The following is a 20,922-nucleotide window of genomic DNA, read 5'->3' as shown; positions in this document are numbered from 1 at the left end:
GCGCCTCCTTTTATTGCACGAAGAGATCGGTAACGTACTGGCTGTAATCTGTCGCGACGGCGGGGACTTTGCCCTGCTCTTTGAGGAACTGCGCGGTGTCGATAATCGCTTTGTTCACCGGTCCGGTCAGTTCGGCAGTCTGCTGTTGCGGCATCAGGTAAGTGTTACCTTTCACCAGTCCCGGCACATCCGCTTCCGGCACGCCGCTTAAACGCGACAATTTGCTGATATTCTCCGGCTGCTTCAGCCACTCATCGGGATTAGCGATATAAGGTTGCTGCGCATCAATCGCGCTTTTGGCAAAGGCTTTCACCACCTCAGGATGCTTCTCGGCAAAATCTTTGCGCACCACCCACACGTCCAGCGTCGGTGCGCCCCACTCGCCAACCTTTTCAGAATCGGTTAATACCTTGCCGTCTTTTTCCAGCGCATTGACCGCCGGCGCCCAGACGTACGCGCCGTCAATATCCCCACGCTGCCAGGCGGCAATAATTGCCGGCGGCTGCAGGTTCACAATCTCCACCTGACCGGGTTTGATACCCCAGTGTTTTAACGCCGCCAGCAGGCTGTAGTGGGTGGTGGAGATAAACGGCACCGCAATGCGTTTGCCCACTAAATCTTGCGGTTTACTGATATTTTTCTTCACCACCAGCGCTTCAGAATTGCCAAGTTTTGATGCCAGCAGGAAAACCTCAATCGGCACCTGCTGACTGGCAGCGACCGCCAGCGGGCTGGAGCCAAGATTACCGATCTGCACGTCGCCGGAAGCCAGCGCCCGCACGATGCTCGCGCCGCTGTCGAATTTGCGCCAGTCAACGGTGGCTCCGCTCTCTTTAGCAAAGGTGTTATCCGCCTGCGCCACTTTGGCGGGTTCAGCGGAGGTCTGATAGGCGACGGTGACGTTCACCGCCTGCGCCTGAAATGCGATGAATGCCAGTGCACCGAGAAGTGCGTTACGCGATGAAATAGCCATGATTGTCTGCTCCCCTGTCTTGTTATGGAGGCAGTATTTCGTTGCGGCACAATTTGATAAAGGAATTAAAAATTCTGGCTAAGAACAAAGCGTTTTTAGAAAAAAAGCGGCAATGGTTAGCAATTTCGCTCATTACAGAACGTAGGCCGGATAAGCGCAGCGCCATCAGGCACTGTTGCCGGATGGCGGCGCAAGCGCCTTATCAGGCCTACACTCGCTGTAAATTATTGCGATTTTGTTACATTCGTTACATAACTGCGTCTGGATGATTGCCAGCGTGGCGCTGGCAGGCATCATAGATATTCTTGTCAGGCAAAAGAGCAATATCATGATTCATGTTGTGCTGGTGGACGACCATGTGGTGGTGCGTTCCGGTTTTGCGCAATTACTCGGTCTCGAAGAGGATCTCGCCGTTATCGGCCAGTACAGCAGCGCAGCAGAGGCCTGGCCGGCATTACTGCGCGAGGACGTCAATGTTGCGGTCATGGATATCGCCATGCCGGATGAAAATGGCCTGAGTCTGCTAAAACGGCTGCGGGCGCAAAAACCCGGTTTTCGCGCCATCATTCTCAGCATCTATGACTCACCCACGTTTGTGCAAAGTGCGCTGGATGCCGGTGCCAGCGGTTATCTGACCAAACGCTGTGGACCAGAAGAACTGGTGCAGGCGGTACGATCGGTCGGTATGGGCGGGCATTACCTGTGCGCCGATGCGCTGCGGGCGCTACGCGGCGGCGAACAGCCCGCGCAGGTACTGGAAGTACTGACCCCACGCGAGCGCGAAGTGTTTGAGCTGTTGGTCAAAGGCGACAGCGTAAAAGAGATTGCCTTCAAGCTCGACCTCAGCCACAAGACGGTGCACGTTCATCGGGCGAACGTACTGGGCAAACTGCAATGCCACAGCACCATCGATCTGGTGCATTTTGCCCTCGACCACCAGCTATTAACGGGGCATTAATGTCGCGTAGCCTTCGGCATTGGGTTATTTCTCTGTTTATTCTGCTGGCATGGGGATCGGGCTGGCTAATGCTGTGGACGTTAGGTTTTTACCTGACCCACAATGGTCAGCAGGCGGCATTATTTCTGCCGCATGGCGTGTATCTCGCGCTATTGATCCTGCTGTCTCGCCGCTACTGGCCCGCGCTGGTATTGCCGCCGGTATTGATCCTGTTCTGGCTGCACAACGAACAGTTACTCAACGGTTATCTTCTGCTGGCCGCACCGCTGATAAGCCTGATACCGGCCAGTATCGGTCAGTCATACTGGCACCGCTTCCCGCTTTACTGGCAGCGCTTAACCCTGCTGCTGGCCGCGGTGACGATCACTTCATTGCTCAATACCGCCCTGCTTTCACCGTTTATCCAAAGCCCGGCGACGTTAATTGGCCTGGCGTCGTTTACCGGCGGCGTGCTGCTGACGCCGTTTGTCTATCTGATCTATGAATTTTTGCGCCAGCAGCACCGCTATCATTTGCTCGGGCTGGATACCACCAATCCCCCGCTGCGCACCTCACTTATCATCTGGTGCAGCCTGTTTTTTATTATTGGCATCGGCACCCAGATGGTGCTGTCGCCGGAGATCGAGCGCCTGCTGCTGATCGTGGTGTTCCTACCGAACGTGGTGATGGCGTGGAAATTTGGCTGGCAGGGCGGCGTGTTGTCCGGATTGCTCGGCAGTATGATGATCACCATCGCCCGGCAAATCGGCGTCGGGTTCAGCAACTTAGTGGAGCTGGAGATTTTCCTCGCCACCCAGGCGCTGCTGGGCATCGGGCTGGGGATCGCCATCAGCCGCCAGCAGCATCTGGCGCAAAACCTGCACCATTATCGCCAGCGTCTGGAAAGCGAACTGGCGGCCCGCCGCGCGCTGACTGAACAACTGATCCGCACGGAAGAAAACACGCGCAAAAGCCTGGCGCGGGAACTGCATGATGAAATTGGTCAGAACATCACCGCCATTCAAATTCAGTCTCAACTGGTTAAACGTTCGCAGGGTCCTGAGCAAACGCTCGACGCGGCAAATCAGATCAACGACCTGGCCCGGCGTATTCACCACTCGACCCGCCAGCTACTGCGCCAGCTACGCCCACCCGCGCTTGACGAGCTGACTTTTAAAGATGCACTACATCATCTGGTGAATGAATTTGCTTTTGCTGAACGGGGTATTCGCTGTCGCTTTGATTATCAGCTAGAGAATACGCCAGAAAACGAAACGGTGCGCTTCACGCTGTATCGCCTGTTGCAGGAGCTACTCAATAACGTCTGTAAACATGCCGACGCCAGCGAAGTATCGATTACGCTGCGTCAGCAGGAACATAGCTTGTTGCTGGACGTCGCTGACAACGGCGTGGGTATTCTGCCGGAAAAAATTCCCGGTTTCGGTATCCAGGGAATGCGTGAGCGAGTCAGCGCTCTTGGCGGTGAACTGACGCTCGAATCGAACAGCGGCACGCGGGTAATTGTTAACCTGCCCACAAATTTGCAACAAATCAGCCACTAACCAGGAAAAAGTCTTAGCCACTCTGGACTTTCTCTCATCCCCTTTCGATTTCACTTTCTTATAGTCAGCAAAACGGAGACGGCTATGCGTACCGACATCAACCAACAATACCGGACGCTGCGTCCACAGCTGCTGATGTGCATGGTCATCGGGTACGCGGCGTTTTACCTGACGCGCAAAAGCGTTAACTACGTGCTCCCGGCACTGCAAATGGATCTGGGACTGGATAAAAGTGATATCGGTCTGTTGGGATCGCTGTTTTACCTGACCTATGGTTTGTCGAAGTTTACCGCGGGACTCTGGCACGACAGCCACGGGCAGCGCGCATTTATGGGCATTGGCCTGTTCGCTACCGGCATCCTGAACGTGGTGTTCGCGTTTGGTGAATCGCTGACGCTACTGCTGGCGGTCTGGACGCTAAACGGTTTTTTCCAGGGCTGGGGCTGGCCGCCCTGCGCCCGCCTGCTGACCCACTGGTACTCGCGCAACGAACGTGGATTCTGGTGGGGCTGCTGGAATATGTCGATCAATATCGGTGGCGCCGTTATCCCACTGATTAGCGCCTTTGCCGCCCACTGGTGGGGCTGGCAGGCAGCGATGCTGGCACCGGGGATTATCAGCATGGCGTTAGGTATCTGGCTCACCCTGCAACTGAAAGGCACGCCCCGGGAAGAGGGATTACCAACGGTTGGGGAATGGCGGCATGATCCGCTGGAGCTGCGTCAGGAGCAGCAAAGCCCGCCGATGGGGCTGTGGCAAATGTTGCGCATAACCATGCTGAAAAACCCGATGATCTGGCTCCTCGGCGTGTCGTATGTGCTGGTCTATTTGATCCGCATTGCGCTCAACGACTGGGGCAACATCTGGCTGACGGAAAGCCACGGCGTGAATCTGCTCAGCGCCAATGCCACGGTGATGCTGTTTGAAGTTGGCGGTTTGCTGGGGGCGCTGTTTGCCGGATGGGGATCGGATCTGCTGTTCAGCGGTCAGCGTGCGCCGATGATTTTGCTGTTCACGCTGGGGCTGATGATCTCCGTCGCCGCGCTGTGGCTGGCGCCGGTGCACCACTACGCGCTACTGGCAATGTGTTTCTTTACGGTGGGCTTTTTTGTGTTTGGCCCACAGATGCTGATTGGCCTCGCGGCGGTGGAGTGCGGACACAAAGCAGCGGCAGGTTCAATTACCGGTTTTCTCGGGCTGTTCGCCTATCTGGGGGCCGCGCTGGCGGGTTGGCCGCTGTCGCTGGTCATAGAACACTACGGCTGGTCGGGAATGTTCAGTTTGCTCTCGGTCGCCGCTGTCTTTATGGGTTTATTGCTGATGCCACTGCTCATTGCAGGCATTACCCCTTCTCTCAGTCAAAGGATAAAACAATGAAACTGACGCTTACCTCTACCCTGATTGCTTCCGCTCTGACGCTGGTGGCCTTCAGCAATGCAGCTCAGGCGCAGGGCCGTCTGGTGGTGTATTGCAGCGCCACTAACGAGATGTGCGAAACCGAAACCAAAGCCTTCGGTGAAAAATATGATGTGAAAACCTCATTCATTCGCAACGGCTCGGGCAGTACGCTGGCGAAAGTGGATGCCGAGAAGAAAAACCCGCAGGCGGATGTCTGGTACGGCGGTACGCTGGATCCGCAGTCCCAGGCCGGTGAAATGGGCCTGCTGCAGCCGTATAAATCACCCAATCTCGAACAGATCATGGAGAAATTCCGCGATCCCGCGAAGGTGAAAGGTAATCTCTCCTCGGCGGTTTACGTCGGTATTCTGGGCTTTGGCGTCAATACCCAGCGCCTGAAAGAGAAAAACCTGCCGGTGCCAAAATGCTGGAAGGATCTGACCAAACCGGAATACAAAGGTGAAATCCAGATTGCTGACCCGCAAAGCTCCGGTACCGCCTATACCGCGCTGGCGACCTTTGCTCAGCTGTGGGGTGAAGATCAGGCCTTTGACTACCTGAAACAGCTCAACGCCAACGTCTCTCAATACACTAAATCAGGCATTGCCCCAGCGCGTAACGCCGCCCGTGGCGAAACGGCGATTGGCATTGGCTTCCTGCACGACTACTCGCTGGAAAAAGAACAGGGCGCACCGCTGGAGCTAATTTCACCGTGCGAAGGTACTGGCTATGAGATTGGCGGCGTCAGCATTCTGAAAGGCGCTCGCAACCTCGATAACGCCAAACTGTTCGTTGACTGGGTACTGTCAAAAGATGCGCAGGAACTGGCTTGGAAAAAAGGGAAGTCCTATCAGATCCTGACCAACACCACCGCCGAGACGTCGCCTAACTCGCTGAAACTCGACGATCTGAAGCTTATCAATTACGACATGGATAAGTACGGCTCGACCGACGTGCGTAAAGCGTTGATCAATAAGTGGGTCAGCGAAGTGAAGATGGGTAAATAAACCTACATCGGCGATCATTTGCCGGGTGCGGCGTAAATACCGCATCCGGCCTGGAATACCGGAACCGCTATGTCACACACACTTGCACTCCATCCCGTGAAAAAACGGGATGCGATATTTCTTTGGGTTTTGCTCGGCTGGCTGGCGTTTGCCCTGTTGCCAGGCTGGAGCCTGGACTACGGTCTGCTGGAGTCGACGCGCGAGGAAATACTCGCCGCCTACGGCTGGTCACAGTTGAATATCAGTTGGCTGTGGTATCTGCTGCCAAGCCTGCTGCTGGTTCGCCCGTTCCATGAAGCTAAACGCGAACAGCGCGGCCGCCATTATCTTGATGCGGGCTGGGCATTTTTCTGTATGGCGTTTATCGTCACCAGCGCGACCCTTGAAGGGCGCGGCTTAGGCTATGCCACCATCGTGCTGTTTATCGCACTTGGCGCGATCATGACCCTGGCGCTCACCCGCCTGGAGTGGCTGGGTGGCGACCGTTTCGTCATCGGCTCGCTCACCGCGATTGTCGCCTTGATCGGTATTTTTATCGTCTGGCCGAGTATCGCTATTTTTATTCCGATGTTCACCAACGACGCAGGGGAATTTGCCCCGCTGGCGTTTATGAATGTGCTGTCGCAGGCGCACATCATTCAGGTGATCCTCAACTCAATTATGCTGTCGATTGCCGTCGGCGTCGGCTGCACCTTCTTTGGCCTGGTGCTGGCGATCTACACCACCCGGATCGCCAAACGCAGCGCCATAATCGGACGTATCTTCTCGATTTTGCCAATCGTCACCCCGCCGTTTGTCGTAGGTTTAGGCGTCACGCTGATGATGGGGCGCTCCGGCTATATCACCGAATTTATGGTCGAATGGTTTGGCTTAACCAACACCAACTGGCTGTACGGTTTTACCGGCATCTGGCTGGCGCAGGTACTGGCCTTCACGCCGATGGCGTTTATGATCCTCGACGGAGCAATCAAAACCATTCATCCGTCGCTGGAAGAGGCCTCTTACACTCTGCGCGCCAGCCGCTGGCAGACCTTTAACGGCGTGTTTGTCCCGCTGCTGAAACCCGCGCTGGCGAACGCCTTTTTGATTGTGGTTGTGCAGTCGCTGGCTGACTTTAGTAACCCGCTGGTGCTCGGCGGTAACTTCGACGTGCTGGCAACGCAAATCTACTTCTACATCACCGGTTCGCAGCTCGACTACCAGGCCGCCAGTACGCTGGGTGCATTCCTGCTGCTGTTCTCGCTGCTGGTGTTCTGCGTGCAATATATGTGGATTGGTAAACGCTCATACGTCACCGTTTCCGGTAAATCCTACCGGGGCGACGTGCAGCCGCTGCCGGTGACGCTGGTGTGGAGCGTGGTCGCGCTGCTGGCGGTGTGGATTGCCTTTAACGCCCTGTTGTACGGCAGCATTTTCTACGGCAGTTTCACTGTTAACTGGGGCGTGGACTACACCCTGACGCTGGCGAACTTTACCAAACTGTTCGGCCAGGGGATGAGCGACGGCGCATGGCCTTCACTGCTCGACACCCTGCTCTACGCCGGTATTGCCGCGCCGATCACCGCCATCTTCGGCCTGCTGATCGCCTGGGTAGTCGTGCGCCAGCAGTTTAAGGGCAAAAAGACCATCGAGTTCACCACTATGCTGTGCTTTGCCGTTCCAGGCACCGTCGCGGGCGTATCGTACATTCTGGCCTTTAATAGCGCCCCGGTGTACCTCACTGGTACGGCGGCGATTGTCATTATCTCGATGGTAATGCGTAACGTCCCGGTCGGTATTCGGGCGGGTATCGCGGGCTTAGGCCAGATCGATAAATCACTGGACGAAGCCTCGCTCAGCCTGCGCGCCGGTTCGCTGCGTACCATTACGCACATCCTGCTGCCGTTGCTGCGCCCGGCGATCCTTTCGGCGCTGATTTACAGCTTTGTGCGCGCCATTACCACCGTCAGCGCCATTGTGTTCCTCGTCACGCCGGATACCCGTGTAGCGACGGCCTACATCCTGAACCGCGTGGAAGATGGCGAATACGGTGTGGCGATTGCCTACGGTTCCATTCTGATCGTGGTGATGCTGGCGATTATTTTCATCTTTGACTGGCTGATCGGTGAATCACGAACCTCCCGTTCAAAAGCCAAAAACCAGGCGTAATGGAGCGCACTATGACTCAGAAAAATTTCGTTGAACTGCGCAACGTCACCAAACGATTTGGCAGTAACACGGTTATCGACAATATCAACCTCACCATCCCGCAGGGGCAAATGGTGACGCTGCTCGGCCCATCCGGTTGTGGTAAAACCACCATTTTGCGCCTGGTCGCCGGGCTGGAAAAACCGAGCGAAGGGCAGATTTTCATTGATGGCGAAGACGTCACCCATCGCTCAATTCAGCAGCGTGATATCTGTATGGTGTTTCAGTCCTATGCCCTGTTCCCGCATATGTCGCTGGGAGAGAACGTGGGTTATGGCCTGAAGATGCTCGGCGTATCCCGCGCTGAGGTGAAAGCCCGTGTCAAAGAGGCACTGGCGATGGTGGATCTGGAAGGCTTCGAAGAGCGCTATGTCGATCAGATCTCCGGCGGTCAGCAACAGCGCGTGGCGCTGGCGCGCGCATTGATCCTCAAGCCGAAAGTGCTGCTGTTTGATGAGCCGTTGAGTAACCTCGACGCCAACCTGCGTCGCAGCATGCGCGACAAGATCCGCGAACTGCAAAAGCAGTTTGATATCACCTCGCTGTACGTTACCCACGATCAGAGCGAAGCCTTTGCGGTTTCCGATACCGTGCTGGTGATGAACAAGGGGCACATCATGCAGATCGGTTCACCGCAGGATCTTTATCGCCAGCCCGCCTCGCGCTTTATGGCAAGCTTTATGGGTGATGCCAACCTGTTCCCGGCCACCTTCAGTGACCAATACGTTGATATCTACGGCTATCATCTGCCGCGCCCGCTGCACTTTGATACGCAAGGCGAAGGTATGGTCGGCGTGCGCCCGGAAGCGATCACGCTCAGCGATCGCGGCGAAGAGAGTCAGCGCTGCGTGATCCGCCACGTGGCCTATATGGGACCCCAGTATGAAGTCACGGTGGAATGGCACGGGCAGGAGATCTTATTGCAGGTCAACGCTACGCGTTTACAGCCGGACGTCGGCGAGCAGTATTACCTCGAAATCCACCCGTACGGCATGTTTGTTCTGGCGGATGCGGCATAACGTTTTGTGGCTTTGTAGGCCGGATAAAGCGCTTGTGCCGCCATCCGGCAATGCCTGATGCGCTGCGCTTATCAGGCCTACAGTGAACGATGTAGGCCGGATAAACTCTCAGCTTCGCGCTTTTAGCGCGGCAATATCCGCAGGCGTGGTGCGACAGCACCCGCCAATCAACCGTGCGCCAGCGGCCTGCCACTGCGGCAGATAATCCGCCAGATGCGCACAATGCTCACCGTGATGATGCCAGGTTTTGCTCACGGCATCATACTGCTCGCCCGAGTTCGGATACACCACCAGCGGCAGCGCCGTTAAACCGTGTAAATGCTGCAACGCAGCGGTGGTGTTTTCCAGCGCAATGCAATTAATACCTAACGCCACCACCTGCGGATAACCCGACAGCAGCGCGACCACGTCACGCAGCGGTGTACCGTCGCTCAGGTGCTCGCTGTCGCGCAGGGTAAATGAGAACCACGCCCGCGCACGCGGATATGCAGTCAATAACTCAGCCAGCGCGCTAATTTCGGCAAAATTTGGCAAGGTTTCACAGGCCAGCAGATCGGCCCCGGCATCCAGTAACGCTTCCACGCGCGGGCGGTGAAACGCCTGAAACTCTTCAGCGCTACGTTGGTAATCACCACGGTATTCAGAACCATCCGCCAGATACGCGCCGTAAGGCCCGACTGATCCAGCTACCAGCAGCGTGCCCGCCTGCGGGTTCTCGGCCAGATACGCTTCACGGGCTTTACGCGCCAGCTCCACGCTTTTACCAATTAGCGCTTTCGACTGCGCTTCATCCAGGCCACGGGCGGCAAACCCCGCCGGTGTCGCCTGGTAGCTGGCGGTAATCGCACACTGCGCCCCTGCCCGGTAGTAATCGAGATGGACTTCGCGGATAAGCTCCGGATTTTCGACCAGCACTTTGGCTGACCACAAGCTGTCGGCTAAGTTACAGCCACGCGCTTCCAGCTCCGTCGCCATCGCACCATCGAGCAGCAGGAAATCCTGTTTATCAAGGATGGCGCTTAACGGATTATTCTGCGACATGTTCGGGCTCCTGTTTGGCTTTACGCGGTTGAGTAAGGAAATAAGCACCATAACACACTGCCACAAACGGTAACCCGCACCACAGCGCAATTCTCTGCGCTGGATCGAATGCCAGCCCGACACAAGCCACCAGGCACAGCACAAATCCCAGTACCGGCACCAGCGGATACCACGGCGCACGATAATGCAATTCACTCAATGCCTTACCCTGCTGCAGATGACGGCGGCGAAAGACAAAGTGCGAAGCGCAAATGCTCAGCCACACCGCCACCACCGCGAACCCGGAGATTGCCGACAGCGCGACAAATACCGTGTCCGGGGCCACCACGCTGGAAAACAGCGCCAGTACACCACCGAGCATACTGACCGACAGCGCCGTCAGCGGCACGCCGTTTTTCGTCACTCGGGAAAAACAGGCTGGCAGCGTGCGTTCATTCGACAGCGACCACAGCATGCGCCCGGAGGCATACAGCCCGGAGTTCGCCGCGGATAGAATAGCCGTCAGGATCACGAAGTTAAAAATATCGGCGGCGTACGGAATCCCCACCTTCTCAAACACCAGCACAAACGGGCTTTTCTCCACGCCCGCCTGCTGCATTGGGATCAGCGCCGCCAGCACAAACACGGTGCCGATAAAGAAAATAATCAGTCGCGCGATGGTGGTACGAATCGCCACCGGAATGACCTTGCGCGGGTTTTCTGTTTCTCCGGCGGCAATACCGATAAGCTCGGTTCCCGAAAAAGCGAAATTCACCGCCACCATCGTCATCAGGATCGGTAAACCGCCGTGTGGGAACCAGCCTTCCGCCGTGATATTACTCAGTCCAGGCGCGGGCGAGCCATCCTGCATCGGGATAAAACCAAAAATCGCCGCCCCGCCGAGGATGATAAAGGCGATGATGGTGACCACTTTCACCAGCGAGAACCAGAACTCCCCTTCGGCAAAAAAGCGCGTGGAGATAACGTTGAGGGCAAAAATAATCGCGCAAAACACCACGCACCAGACCCATACCGGTACCTGCGGAAACCAGTACTGCATACAGAATCCGGCGGCGGTAAAACTCGAACCCAGCGCCACAGTCCAGGTCAGCCAGTAGAGCCAGGCCACGGTATATCCCGTTGCAGGGCCAAGATAACGAGCAGCATAGACGTGAAACGCCCCGGTCTCCGGCATCGCGACCGACAGCTCGCCCAGACACTGCATAACCAACCAGACCACCAGCGCGCCAATCAGATAAGCCAGCAGCGTTCCCGCCGCCCCGGTGGTGGAGATGATGTACCCGGTATTGAAGAATAACCCTGTGCCAATCACGCCGCCTAAGGAGAGCATAATCAGGTGACGCGTTTTCATTGTGCGCTTCAGTGGCGCATTTTGTTGTGTTGTTTGCATATAACCTTCTGAACGTATGGACATCTAAACATCCAAAGAAGGTTTGTTATACCGCGTTTGTTAACAGAATGCAAAGTCAACCCTGCACCAGGCGCAGATGCCCGCGCCGGGCGCTTAATGTCGGGTGGGGATTAATAATCAGATACAAAAAGGGTCGCCAGCTCATAACGCCTCCGTTGCCAGGCTTTATGTAAACTCTGGCAACGTCCTCACCGACTGGCGTTCACCCGGAAGTGGGAACCGTATCTCCCCCACTCATACCACCGAATGAGCGCTTAAGCACCGCTGGCCGGGACCGGCATCTGCGATTTGCGGTTCATCAGAATAAATACCGCCAGGCCCGCCACTAAAATACCCGGCGCTGAAGCTGCCATCACCCCCACTGTTCCGGTGCCAAGCGCTAACATTTTCCCTGCCAGCAGCGGACCGCTCATCGCACCCAGACGCCCGACGGCGACAGCAGTACCCACGCCGGTGGCGCGGATCTGCGTGCTGTAAAACAGCGGTGCCAGCGCATACAGCACGCTTTGCCCCCCGGTGGCAAACATCCCCGCCACAAATCCCGCCATCAACATGCCGCTCAATGACGATACCGTGCCCAGCGCCAGTAATGATGCCAGCATCCCGGTGTAGATCAGCAGCGACATGACCACCGGACGTAGTTTGTCCATCAACGCCCCGAGGATTAAGGTGCCGCTGGCCGCACCAATTTGCAGGGCAAACATCACGCCCGCCGCCTGCGAGGGCTGAAAGCCCTGCTCCACCAGCAGCATCGGCAGCCAGTTGATCAGCATATACACCACCAGCAGGGTGAAGAAATAGCACAGCCACAGCAGCAGCGTGGCTGTCGCGGTGGTTGGCGCAAACAGAGTCCGCAGCGGCGCGGCAGCCACCTGCGTTTGTTGGGCGTAAACCTGCGATTCCGGCAACCAGCGCATCAACAGCGGTACCAGCAGCAGCGGGATCACCCCGCCGACCCAGAACACCGTTTGCCAGGCAGAGGCCAGACCGCTAAACCCGAGCGCTGCCGCCAGCGCCGCGCCAATCGGCACACCGCAATACATCAGGCTCACCGCCGTACCACGAAAACGCGGGCCCGCCGCCTCAGAAGTCAGCGCGATCAGGTTCGGCAACGCCGCGCCCAGCCCGACGCCGGTCATCAGGCGGGCAAACACCAGCGATGAGAAATCCCAGGATATCGCTGTTGCCAGCGAGAACAGACCGAACAGCGCCACAGAGGCAATAAGAATGCGTTTGCGGCCATAGCGATCGGCCAGCATGCCGCCCACCAGCGCGCCGGGCAGCAGCCCGAGAATGCCCGCGCTGAAGATCCAGCCCATCTGCATTTTATCCAGCGCAAACGCGTGAGCGATACCGACGGCAGCGATCCCGGCAGCCTGTAAATCCAGCCCTTCCATCAGGGCGACTAAAAAACACAGCCCGACGGTCAACGTCAGGCGGGATGAGGATGCGGGGGTACGAGTAGTCATAAGATGTACCTCTGAGGTCACGATGCAGGTGAATCGCGGCTGATACGTTGCCAGCCGCGTAATCATTTTTATTTGCTATTGCGCAGATCCAGCGCCACGTCGACGATCATATCTTCCTGGCCGCCAACCATCCGGCGTTTGCCCAGTTCAACCAGAATATCTACCGCGCTCAGGCCATAACGCGCCGCTGCCACTTCGCAGTGGCGCAGGAAGCTGGAGTACACTCCGGCATAGCCCAGCGCCAGCGTTTCGCGATCCACCCGCACCGGGCGGTCCTGCAGCGGACGCACCAGATCGTCGGCAGCGTCCATCAGCGCATACAGATCGGTGCCGTGCTGCCAGCCAAGCTTATCCGCCGCGGCGATAAACACCTCCAGCGGCGCGTTGCCTGCGCCTGCGCCCATACCGGCCAGGCTGGCATCGATACGATCACAACCCTCTTCCACCGCGGCAATCGAGTTCGCCACGCCGAGGCTCAGGTTGTGGTGCGCATGCATTCCGGTTTCCGTCTCCGGCTTCAGCACCGCTTTCAGGGCGCGGAAGCGGGCACGAATATCGCTCATGTTCATCGCCCCGCCGGAATCGACCACGTAGATACAAGTCGCGCCGTAGTTTTCCATCAGCTTCGCCTGCTGCGCCAGATTTTCCGGCGTGGTCATGTGGCTCATCATCAGAAAGCCGACGGTATCCATACCCAGTTCGCGCGCATACTGAATATGCTGGGCCGACACGTCCGCTTCGGTGCAGTGGGTCGCCACGCGCACGACGCGCGCCCCAGCCTGATATGCATTTTTCAGGTCATGAATCGTGCCGATGCCCGGCAACAGCAGCGTGGCAATCTTAGCGTGCTTGACCACGTCCGCCGCCGCTTCAATCCACTCCAGGTCGCTGTGCGCGCCAAAGCCGTAGTTAAAACTGGAACCCTGCAGACCGTCGCCGTGCGCCACCTCAATGGAATCGACCCGTGCGTCGTCCAGCGCTTTGGCAATCTGGCGCACGTTTTCCAGCGAATATTGATGACGAATGGCGTGCATGCCGTCGCGCAGGGTCACGTCAGAGATATAGAGTTTTTTACCGTTCATGCTGCTTCTCCTGCCTGACGAGTGAGTGACTGCGCCATCTTCTCAGCGGTCGCCAGCGCACTGGAGGTCATAATATCGAGATTGCCCGCGTAGGCTGGCAGATAGTGCGCCGCGCCTTCCACTTCCAGATAGACGGCGGTTTTCAGCCCGGAGAACTGACCGATGCCCGGCAGATTGACCGGTTTATCCTGCGGGATCACTTCAAACTGGACACGCTGTTTCAGGCGATAGCCCGGCACGTACGCCTGCACCGCCGCCGCCATCTCATTAATCGACGCTTCAACTTCAACCTCAGAGGCCGCTTCGCTCAGCACATACACCGTGTCGCGCATCATCAGCGGCGGCTCGGCCGGGTTAAGGACGATAATCGCTTTACCTTTTGCCGCGCCGCCAACCACTTCAATCGCCTTCGAGGTGGTTTCGGTAAACTCGTCGATATTGGCGCGCGTGCCTGGACCCGCAGATTTACTGGCGATCGAGGCGATAATTTCGGCGTAATGGACTTTTGCCACGCGAGAAACTGCTGCCACCATTGGGATAGTCGCCTGCCCGCCGCAGGTCACCATATTAACGTTCTGCTGATCAACGTTGGCCTCCAGATTCACCACCGGCACGCAGTACGGGCCGATTGCCGCGGGCGTCAGGTCGATCAGGCGGATCCCCGGTTTAGCAGCACGCAGCGCGGCGTCGTTTTTCACATGCGCGCCCGCGCTGGTGGCGTCAAATACGATATCGATATCGGCAAACTCCGGCATCGCAATAAGCCCTGTCACCCCTTCATGGGTGGTGGCAACGCCCATACGACTGGCGCGCGCCAGCCCGTCGGATTGCGGATCGATACCGACCATCACCGCCATTTCCAGATGCACGCCGTGACGCAGAATTTTGATCATCAAATCGGTGCCAATGTTGCCGGAGCCGATAATGGCCACTTTACGCTTACTCATGACTGACTTCCTTTTGTAACCGCCGCTGAAAAGGTGGCGGCGACTGAACCAATACCCTCGATATGGGCTTCAAAACGATCGCCTGCATTCACCGCCACCATCGGGCCTAACGCTCCGGTGAGAATGATGTCTCCGGCGCGCAGCGGCTCGCCGAGGCTGGCCATTTTGCGCGCCAGCCAGACGGCGGCGTTGATCGGATGTCCCAGACATTCGCTGCCGCGCCCGCTGGAAACCTCTTCGTTGTTGCGCGTCATTTTCATCGCGCAGTTTTTCAGATCTAATCCTGCCGGACGCTGTGCCGGACCGCCGACCACATACACGCCACAGGAGGCGTTATCCGCCACGGTATCAACAAACTTGATTGACCAGTCACGGATACGGCTGCCGACCACTTCCAGCGCGGGCAGCACCCACTCGATGGCGTTATACAGCTCGTCAAAAGTAGTGTCGGCATTGGGCAGATCGCGGTTCAGCACCAGCGCGATTTCCGCTTCAATACGCGGTTGCAGTACGCGCTCAAACGCAATGGTGTCGTTATCGCCGTAGCACATGTCGGCAAACAACGTGCCGAAGTCCGGCTGATCGACGCCCAGTTGCTGCTGCACTTTCGGGTGCGTCAGCCCTACTTTGCGCCCGACCACGCGCCGCCCACGCGTCACCTCGTACTGCACGTTGATGCGTTGAATGGCGTAGGCCGCTTCGCCGTTGTCCACGCCGATCAGTTCACGCAGCGGGGCGATAGCTTCCCCTTTTTCCTCCGCCAGACGTAAATCGGCGGCTAACTGCTCAAGATTAAGATTGGTCATGTCCGTTCCTTAAGGGCGTGCGAGGAAATTCAACACCAGCTGATTAAAGGCATCCGCATGTTCCCACTGCGCCCAGTGCCCGCAGTCGCGGTAGATATGCAGCTCAGAACCGGCAATTCCGGAGAGCAGGCGCAGACCGGCATCCATCGGCACGAAGCGGTCATTGCGTCCCCAGACAATCAGAGTTTGGGCTTTAATTTCCCCCAGGCGCGGGCCGAAATCCGGGAACTGTTTCGGGTTGGCCTCCAGACTCTGGACAAAGTTTTCCAGGTGATCGCGGCGCGACAGCATGTTATTCAGACGCGCTTCAAACAGCGCCTCAGTGAGATCGCTGGTATCGAAGACAAAGATATCCATCATCAGCTTCAGGTTCTCGATAGTTGGCGCGCGGTACAGCTGATTCAGCCGCTTAATACCTTCGGTCGGCATTGGGGTAAACAGGCTCATGCCGCCCGTTCCGCCGCCCATCAGCACCAGTTTGCCCACGCGCTCCGGCCAGCTCAGGGTAAACGCCACAGCACTGTGGCCGCCCATCGAGTTACCCAGCAGGTGGACTGTTTGAATATCCAATTGATCAACCACGCTTTTCAGGATGCGAGCGTTGAGATCGGATCGCGAACCGCGGTTAACGATCCCATCGCTTTTGCCCCAGCCAGGACAATCCAGCAGGATCACCCGGTATCCGGCCTGTACCAACGGATCAATATTGCGGCTGAAGTTTGCCCAGCCCGTCGCGCCAGGACCGGAGCCGTGCAGCAGCACGACGGTCTCTTCGCCCTGTCCACAGTCATTGAAATGCACGCGTAGTGTTTCGCCTGCTTCCTGCACCTCCAGAAAACGACTGGTCGCGGCTTCGGTTTGCGGTTGGTAAGTCATGATGTTCTCCTGCATATTCAGTTCTGTTTTAGTTCTGTGTGGTGGCGCTCAGGGAGCCGAATCCGGCGATCCACTCTGGGATCGGGCGGTAATAACGGCCTTCGCTGCGCCAGTTGCCAAAGGCAGAAATGGCGGCGAAGGCGGCAACCCAGGTTTTTACTTCGTGCGTTGATTTGCCCGCCATCGCGGACAACTCTTCGTTACTGACCGCGTCCAGCTCCTGCAAACGCCCCTGCTCTAGCAGGCTCATAAAGCGGTTATCCCAGACAGGGTTCAGCGGATGCAGCGAGTTTTGATCGGCCACGAACTTCTCGGCGGCGCTGATCACCCGCTGCTGGCGCAGCTCGCGCTCGTTTTCGGGCAGTTGTTTACCGCTGCCAAGCAGACGGTCGCGCATATGAGCATCGGCCTTCGCCAGCTCCGGTACCGGCGGCTGATGCGACAGCCCGCCGGAGCCTAAAAACAGTACGCGTTTATTCAATGAGCTGGCGAAACGGCCAATCGCTTCCCCGAGCATGCGGGTACGCTGAAAGCCTGGCAGCGGCGTGGCGACACCGTTAATAAACACCGGCAGCACAGGCACCTTATCCAGCCCACCAAGCAAGAACTCCAGCGGCTGGGCGAAACCATGATCGACCTGCATGTTGTAGGACACGGCGAGATCGATGCCGCTTTTCATCACCGCGTGGGCGCAGGCTTCAGCGAGATCTGTCGGCACCGGCAGTTCTCCCGCTGCGCTGCCGAAATCGCCGATCGCCGTGGCTCCCACGCCTAAGCAGAACGGCGGCATCACGTCGTAGAAAAAGCCGTTGTAGTGATCGGGGGCAAACAGCACCACCAGTTCAGGGTCAAACGCCGCAATGCGCGCCCGGGCGCTGGCGATCACGCCGTTGACCTCGTCGAGCACAGCCTGTGCTGGGTCGACATAGCCCACCAGCGGCGAGTGGGAAAGACAGTGAAGATAAGCGTGCATATCAGGCCACCTTTTCAACAGGAATATCGGCAGTAGCGCGGGTAAGCGTCATCACCGACGCCAGTTTATTCAGGGTACTGCCCAGAGTTTGCGGAATAGCGATGGCGGCCACAAAGCGGTCCGGGCGCATCACCACCAGCGAAGCGTTGTGCTGGGCAAACCACGTGCGTAGGCGGTTTTGCGTATCGCCAATGCGGATAACGCCGTCATAGTTATCCTGCTCGGTATGAATCTGCGTATCCGGCACCACCTGGATAAACCGCGTCCCCAGCGCCTGCCACTGTTGGATCTGCGCCTCGCTCATGCCCCACAGCGGGTTACAACCCCAGCCAATCACCGCAAAATTCGGCCCGATGACATTGTCGAGCAGCGTCACTTCACCCGATTCCAGCGTCACCTTCGGCTGGATAAACATCTTGCCGACCGGAGACGTTTTCGCATCGCCTTCACGCACCAGCGCCCCGGAGTGGTACTGCGGCATCGGCTTAAAGCGCATTTCAAGGAAGTAGCGTTTGACCGGCGGAATGTAGTTCAGCAGCCAGGAAACCCCGTCGCGTACCGCACCGTGCCAGCGTTTTGGCGGTGCCAGTACGTTGCCTGCGGTCACCGAGAGATCGATCATTGCTTTGGCGTGGTCGCGGCGTTCCTGCTGGTAGGTATCCAGCAGCGCATCACCAGCTTTGCCCTTAATGACCAGCGCCAGTTTCCACGCCAGGTTGAAGGCATCGCGCATGCCGCTGTTGTACCCCTGCCCCTGCCAGACCGGCATAATGTGCGCCGCATCGCCGGCCAGCAGCACGCGGTCAATGCGAAAACGTTCGGCCAGACGGGCGTTATGGGTATACACACGCTGGCGGATCAGTTCGACGTTATCCGGGTTCGGCAGCACTTTGCTCAGCAACTGGCGCATATTTTGCGGCTCACTGAGCTGCGCTTCGGTTTCTCCCGGCATCACCATAAATTCAAAGCGGCGCACCGCATGTGGCAGCGCAGCGGAGACATACGGGCGCACCGGATCGCAGCACAGATACACATGCGGCGTGCTGAGCGGATCGTTGGCGATATCCACCACAATCCACTGATTTGGCGCGGTTTTGCCTTCAAATGGCACATTCAGCGAACGTCTGACGTTGCTGGCCCCACCGTCGCAGGCCACCAGCCACTGGGCCTTCACCGTTTCGCGCTGGCCGTCCGGCGCTTTCAGATTCAGCGTTACTTCACCGTTCTGTTGGCTGAAGGCTTCCAGTTCGCGGGAAAACAGGCAGCGCACGCTGGGAAAACGCGACAGCCCTTCCAGCATCACCGCATCCACCTGCGGCTGAATAAACGCGTTGCGGCGCGACCAGCCAAATTCGTCGGTCATCGGCTGGATATCAGCAAAGCAGCGGCCTTTCGGGGTGAGAAAGCGCATCGCGTGCCACGGCGTAGTATGCGGCAGCACGTTTTCGACCAGACCAACGGACTGCATGGTGCGCAGCGCTTCATCGTCAATCCCGATAGCGCGGGGATAGTCGATCAGCGTGTCGAGCTTCTCCACCACCAGCACTTCAATGCCCATCTGGCCCAGATAGTTGGCCATCATCAGCCCAACCGGACCAGCTCCGGCAATCGCGACCTGTACGGTGTGCTGCACAGCGGGTTGGATATCAGGGTTTATTGTTGTCATTTCAGAACCTCACGACTCGGACAAAACGCAATTGCAGACCCTGGCGAGGCGCAATTCATTTTGTTAAAAATATGTAAATTATTTTTTATTGTGCGGTCAGTATAGGAGTGAGTTTTTGCGCTACAATCAAAACATGCCTGGATGTGCACTAAGTGCACAACGTTGTTTTACCTGTAGATTTGTCAATAAATATGAAAAATGATGACGGTACTGAATACAAAACCGTACGCGGATTAACGCGCGGATTAATGTTATTAAATATGTTAAACCGGCTCGATGGTGGAGCCAGCGTTGGCCTGCTGGCTGAGCTGAGCGGCCTGCACCGCACTACGGTCAGGCGGCTGCTGGAGACGTTGCAGGATGAGGGTTACGTCCGACGCAGCCTGTCCGATGACAGCTTTCGCTTAACCATCAAGGTCCGTCAGCTTAGCGAGGGATTTCGTGACGAGCAGTGGATTTCTGCGCTGGCCGCCCCGCTGCTGGGGGATTTGCTGCGCGAGGTGATCTGGCCGACCGACGTTTCCACGCTGGATGTGGACGCGATGGTGGTACGTGAAACCACTCACCGCTTCAGCCGCCTGTCGTTTCACCGGGCGATGGTCGGGCGTCGTTTGCCATTGCTGAAAACCGCTTCCGGCCTGACCTGGCTGGCATTTAGCCCGGAGAATGAACGTCAGGAACTGATTGAAATGCTGGCCTCCCGGCCAGGAGAAGAGTTCCAGCTGGCGCGCGAACCCTTAAAGCTCGACGCCATTTTGACCCGGGCGCGGAAAGACGGTTTTGGTCAGAACTATCGCGGCTGGGATCAGGAGGAGAAAATCGCTTCTATCGCCGTCCCCATCCGTAGCGAACAGCGGGTGATCGGCTGCCTGAATCTGGTGTATATGGCCAGCGCCATGACCATCGAACAGGCCGCAGAAAAGCATCTTCCGGCCTTACAAAGGGTGGCGAAACAGATTGAGGACGGCGTCGAGTCGCAGGAGATTTTGGTTGCCGGGAGGTGAAGTGGATCACAGTTATACGCATCATCTGATTAATAGCTGGGATGACTCACTCATCAGCCGATATCACGCGGTGTCATCTTGCTTTAATGATATCTTCATTGCAGAGTGTGCATTCATTTTTGCCAGGAGGCTGTATGTTAAAGGTCATTGCCGAGGATTTCATCAAACCTGAGTATATTGAAACCGTTCTCCCGTTGTATCGTGAGCTAATATCGGCCACCAGGAAAGAACCGCGCTGCATTGCTTATGACCTCTATATTGATGAAAAAGATCCGGGCCATTTTATTTTCATCGAAGAATGGCCAGACCACGCGGCTCTCGATGAACATTGTGCCAGTGAGCATTTCCGGCGACTTGTGCCGTTAATCGATCAATACACGCGCAAAGAAGCACGTTACACACTGATGAATGACATCATAAATCCAGGGACGCAAAGTCTCTTGTGAAGAGGCTTTAATCTTTCTTCCTGTATAAGGATACGCTACTCTCGCAAATGCGTTCGCTGGTAACATGCTTCGGGACATGCAGCCTGATTACGTCACGGAAAGACTTAGGCTAAAATAT

General features: G+C 57.1%; 18 protein-coding genes. 8 read left to right on the top strand and 10 right to left on the bottom strand.

What is annotated here, in order from left to right:
• Positions 1 to 10: 10 nt before the first annotated feature.
• Positions 11 to 973 (bottom strand): taurine ABC transporter substrate-binding protein, encoded by a 963-nt coding sequence (gene tauA / locus AL515_RS06820; protein ID WP_061067394.1) that lies wholly within the window; start codon positions 971 to 973, stop codon positions 11 to 13.
• 328 nt (positions 974 to 1,301) lie between these two features.
• Here tauA and AL515_RS06810 point away from each other — a divergent pair, with 328 nt between their 5' ends.
• From AL515_RS06810 to fbpC, 6 genes are all read left to right on the top strand, one after another.
• The gene (locus AL515_RS06810) at positions 1,302 to 1,931 is read left to right on the top strand and encodes a response regulator transcription factor (RefSeq protein ID WP_061068800.1); all 630 of its coding nucleotides are present in this window, start codon (positions 1,302 to 1,304) and stop codon (positions 1,929 to 1,931) included.
• Entirely contained in the window at positions 1,931 to 3,472 is a 1,542-nt protein-coding gene (locus AL515_RS06805) for an MASE1 domain-containing sensor histidine kinase (RefSeq protein WP_061067393.1), read from the top strand. Before AL515_RS06810 ends, AL515_RS06805 begins: the two co-directional genes overlap by 1 nt.
• 84 nt (positions 3,473 to 3,556) lie before the next feature.
• The gene (gene uhpC / locus AL515_RS06800; RefSeq protein ID WP_061067392.1) at positions 3,557 to 4,849 is read left to right on the top strand and encodes an MFS transporter family glucose-6-phosphate receptor UhpC; all 1,293 of its coding nucleotides are present in this window, start codon (positions 3,557 to 3,559) and stop codon (positions 4,847 to 4,849) included.
• Positions 4,846 to 5,877, top strand: a complete 1,032-nt coding sequence (locus tag AL515_RS06795; RefSeq protein WP_061067391.1) for an ABC transporter substrate-binding protein — start codon at positions 4,846 to 4,848, stop codon at positions 5,875 to 5,877. The genes uhpC and AL515_RS06795 overlap by 4 nt, the downstream gene beginning before the upstream one ends.
• 69 nt (positions 5,878 to 5,946) lie before the next feature.
• Positions 5,947 to 8,025: an ABC transporter permease gene (locus tag AL515_RS06790; RefSeq protein ID WP_048212479.1), complete on the top strand. Its 2,079-nt coding sequence runs from the start codon at positions 5,947 to 5,949 to the stop codon at positions 8,023 to 8,025.
• Positions 8,026 to 8,036: 11 nt separating this feature from the next.
• A complete protein-coding gene (fbpC, locus tag AL515_RS06785) occupies positions 8,037 to 9,083 on the top strand; it encodes a ferric ABC transporter ATP-binding protein (RefSeq protein ID WP_003838618.1) in 1,047 nt (348 codons plus the stop codon).
• 108 nt (positions 9,084 to 9,191) lie between these two features.
• On the opposite strand, the gene mmuM is transcribed toward fbpC, so the two are convergent.
• The 9 genes from mmuM to AL515_RS06740 form a co-directional block, all read right to left on the bottom strand.
• Positions 9,192 to 10,124 carry a homocysteine S-methyltransferase gene (mmuM, locus tag AL515_RS06780; RefSeq protein ID WP_061067390.1) on the bottom strand — a complete coding sequence of 311 codons (933 nt, stop codon included), beginning with the start codon at positions 10,122 to 10,124 and terminating at the stop codon, positions 9,192 to 9,194.
• Positions 10,111 to 11,514: an S-methylmethionine permease gene (gene mmuP, locus AL515_RS06775; protein ID WP_061067389.1), complete on the bottom strand. Its 1,404-nt coding sequence runs from the start codon at positions 11,512 to 11,514 to the stop codon at positions 10,111 to 10,113. Before mmuP ends, mmuM begins: the two co-directional genes overlap by 14 nt.
• A gap of 275 nt (positions 11,515 to 11,789) precedes the next feature.
• Positions 11,790 to 13,004: a 3-(3-hydroxy-phenyl)propionate transporter MhpT gene (gene mhpT, locus AL515_RS06770; RefSeq protein WP_061068799.1), complete on the bottom strand. Its 1,215-nt coding sequence runs from the start codon at positions 13,002 to 13,004 to the stop codon at positions 11,790 to 11,792.
• 68 nt (positions 13,005 to 13,072) lie between these two features.
• Positions 13,073 to 14,086, bottom strand: coding sequence for a 4-hydroxy-2-oxovalerate aldolase (gene mhpE / locus AL515_RS06765; protein WP_061067388.1), 1,014 nt, complete (start codon positions 14,084 to 14,086; stop codon positions 13,073 to 13,075).
• Complete coding sequence (mhpF, locus tag AL515_RS06760) at positions 14,083 to 15,033, bottom strand: acetaldehyde dehydrogenase (RefSeq protein ID WP_061067387.1); 951 nt, start codon at positions 15,031 to 15,033, stop codon at positions 14,083 to 14,085. The genes mhpE and mhpF overlap by 4 nt, the downstream gene beginning before the upstream one ends.
• The gene (gene mhpD, locus AL515_RS06755; RefSeq protein ID WP_061067386.1) at positions 15,030 to 15,839 is read right to left on the bottom strand and encodes a 2-keto-4-pentenoate hydratase; all 810 of its coding nucleotides are present in this window, start codon (positions 15,837 to 15,839) and stop codon (positions 15,030 to 15,032) included. The genes mhpF and mhpD overlap by 4 nt, the downstream gene beginning before the upstream one ends.
• Positions 15,840 to 15,848: 9 nt before the next feature.
• Positions 15,849 to 16,715 (bottom strand): 2-hydroxy-6-oxonona-2,4-dienedioate hydrolase, encoded by an 867-nt coding sequence (gene mhpC, locus AL515_RS06750; protein ID WP_061067385.1) that lies wholly within the window; start codon positions 16,713 to 16,715, stop codon positions 15,849 to 15,851.
• A 28-nt stretch (positions 16,716 to 16,743) separates the two neighbouring features.
• Complete coding sequence (mhpB, locus tag AL515_RS06745) at positions 16,744 to 17,688, bottom strand: 2,3-dihydroxyphenylpropionate/2,3-dihydroxicinnamic acid 1,2-dioxygenase (protein WP_061067384.1); 945 nt, start codon at positions 17,686 to 17,688, stop codon at positions 16,744 to 16,746.
• Position 17,689: 1 nt separating this feature from the next.
• Complete coding sequence (locus AL515_RS06740) at positions 17,690 to 19,354, bottom strand: bifunctional 3-(3-hydroxy-phenyl)propionate/3-hydroxycinnamic acid hydroxylase (RefSeq protein WP_061067383.1); 1,665 nt, start codon at positions 19,352 to 19,354, stop codon at positions 17,690 to 17,692.
• Positions 19,355 to 19,545: 191 nt separating this feature from the next.
• On the opposite strand from AL515_RS06740, the gene AL515_RS06735 reads away from it, so the two are divergent.
• Together AL515_RS06735 and AL515_RS06730 are read left to right on the top strand one after the other, a co-directional pair.
• Positions 19,546 to 20,358, top strand: coding sequence for a DNA-binding transcriptional regulator (locus AL515_RS06735; RefSeq protein ID WP_048212623.1), 813 nt, complete (start codon positions 19,546 to 19,548; stop codon positions 20,356 to 20,358).
• A 134-nt stretch (positions 20,359 to 20,492) separates the two neighbouring features.
• Entirely contained in the window at positions 20,493 to 20,804 is a 312-nt protein-coding gene (locus AL515_RS06730; protein ID WP_061067382.1) for a putative quinol monooxygenase, read from the top strand.
• Positions 20,805 to 20,922: the final 118 nt, after the last annotated feature.

It is taken from the genome of Citrobacter sp. FDAARGOS_156 (genome assembly GCF_001559235.2).
GTDB lineage: Bacteria > Pseudomonadota > Gammaproteobacteria > Enterobacterales > Enterobacteriaceae > Citrobacter > Citrobacter youngae.
Note: the sequence above shows the minus strand (reverse complement) of the source record. Positions and strands in the feature narration are given on the sequence as shown.

Excerpts from the sequence above, each read along its gene's own strand:
- tauA (WP_061067394.1), bottom strand. The coding sequence starts at position 973 with ATGGCTATTTCATCGCGTAACGCACTTCTCGGTGCACTGGCATTCATC.
- AL515_RS06810 (WP_061068800.1), top strand. The coding sequence starts at position 1,302 with ATGATTCATGTTGTGCTGGTGGACGACCATGTGGTGGTGCGTTCCGGT.
- AL515_RS06805 (WP_061067393.1), top strand. The coding sequence starts at position 1,931 with ATGTCGCGTAGCCTTCGGCATTGGGTTATTTCTCTGTTTATTCTGCTG.
- uhpC (WP_061067392.1), top strand. The coding sequence starts at position 3,557 with ATGCGTACCGACATCAACCAACAATACCGGACGCTGCGTCCACAGCTG.
- AL515_RS06795 (WP_061067391.1), top strand. The coding sequence starts at position 4,846 with ATGAAACTGACGCTTACCTCTACCCTGATTGCTTCCGCTCTGACGCTG.
- AL515_RS06790 (WP_048212479.1), top strand. The coding sequence starts at position 5,947 with ATGTCACACACACTTGCACTCCATCCCGTGAAAAAACGGGATGCGATA.
- fbpC (WP_003838618.1), top strand. The coding sequence starts at position 8,037 with ATGACTCAGAAAAATTTCGTTGAACTGCGCAACGTCACCAAACGATTT.
- mmuM (WP_061067390.1), bottom strand. The coding sequence starts at position 10,124 with ATGTCGCAGAATAATCCGTTAAGCGCCATCCTTGATAAACAGGATTTC.
- mmuP (WP_061067389.1), bottom strand. The coding sequence starts at position 11,514 with ATGCAAACAACACAACAAAATGCGCCACTGAAGCGCACAATGAAAACG.
- mhpT (WP_061068799.1), bottom strand. The coding sequence starts at position 13,004 with ATGACTACTCGTACCCCCGCATCCTCATCCCGCCTGACGTTGACCGTC.
- mhpE (WP_061067388.1), bottom strand. The coding sequence starts at position 14,086 with ATGAACGGTAAAAAACTCTATATCTCTGACGTGACCCTGCGCGACGGC.
- mhpF (WP_061067387.1), bottom strand. The coding sequence starts at position 15,033 with ATGAGTAAGCGTAAAGTGGCCATTATCGGCTCCGGCAACATTGGCACC.
- mhpD (WP_061067386.1), bottom strand. The coding sequence starts at position 15,839 with ATGACCAATCTTAATCTTGAGCAGTTAGCCGCCGATTTACGTCTGGCG.
- mhpC (WP_061067385.1), bottom strand. The coding sequence starts at position 16,715 with ATGACTTACCAACCGCAAACCGAAGCCGCGACCAGTCGTTTTCTGGAG.
- mhpB (WP_061067384.1), bottom strand. The coding sequence starts at position 17,688 with ATGCACGCTTATCTTCACTGTCTTTCCCACTCGCCGCTGGTGGGCTAT.
- AL515_RS06740 (WP_061067383.1), bottom strand. The coding sequence starts at position 19,354 with ATGACAACAATAAACCCTGATATCCAACCCGCTGTGCAGCACACCGTA.
- AL515_RS06735 (WP_048212623.1), top strand. The coding sequence starts at position 19,546 with ATGAAAAATGATGACGGTACTGAATACAAAACCGTACGCGGATTAACG.
- AL515_RS06730 (WP_061067382.1), top strand. The coding sequence starts at position 20,493 with ATGTTAAAGGTCATTGCCGAGGATTTCATCAAACCTGAGTATATTGAA.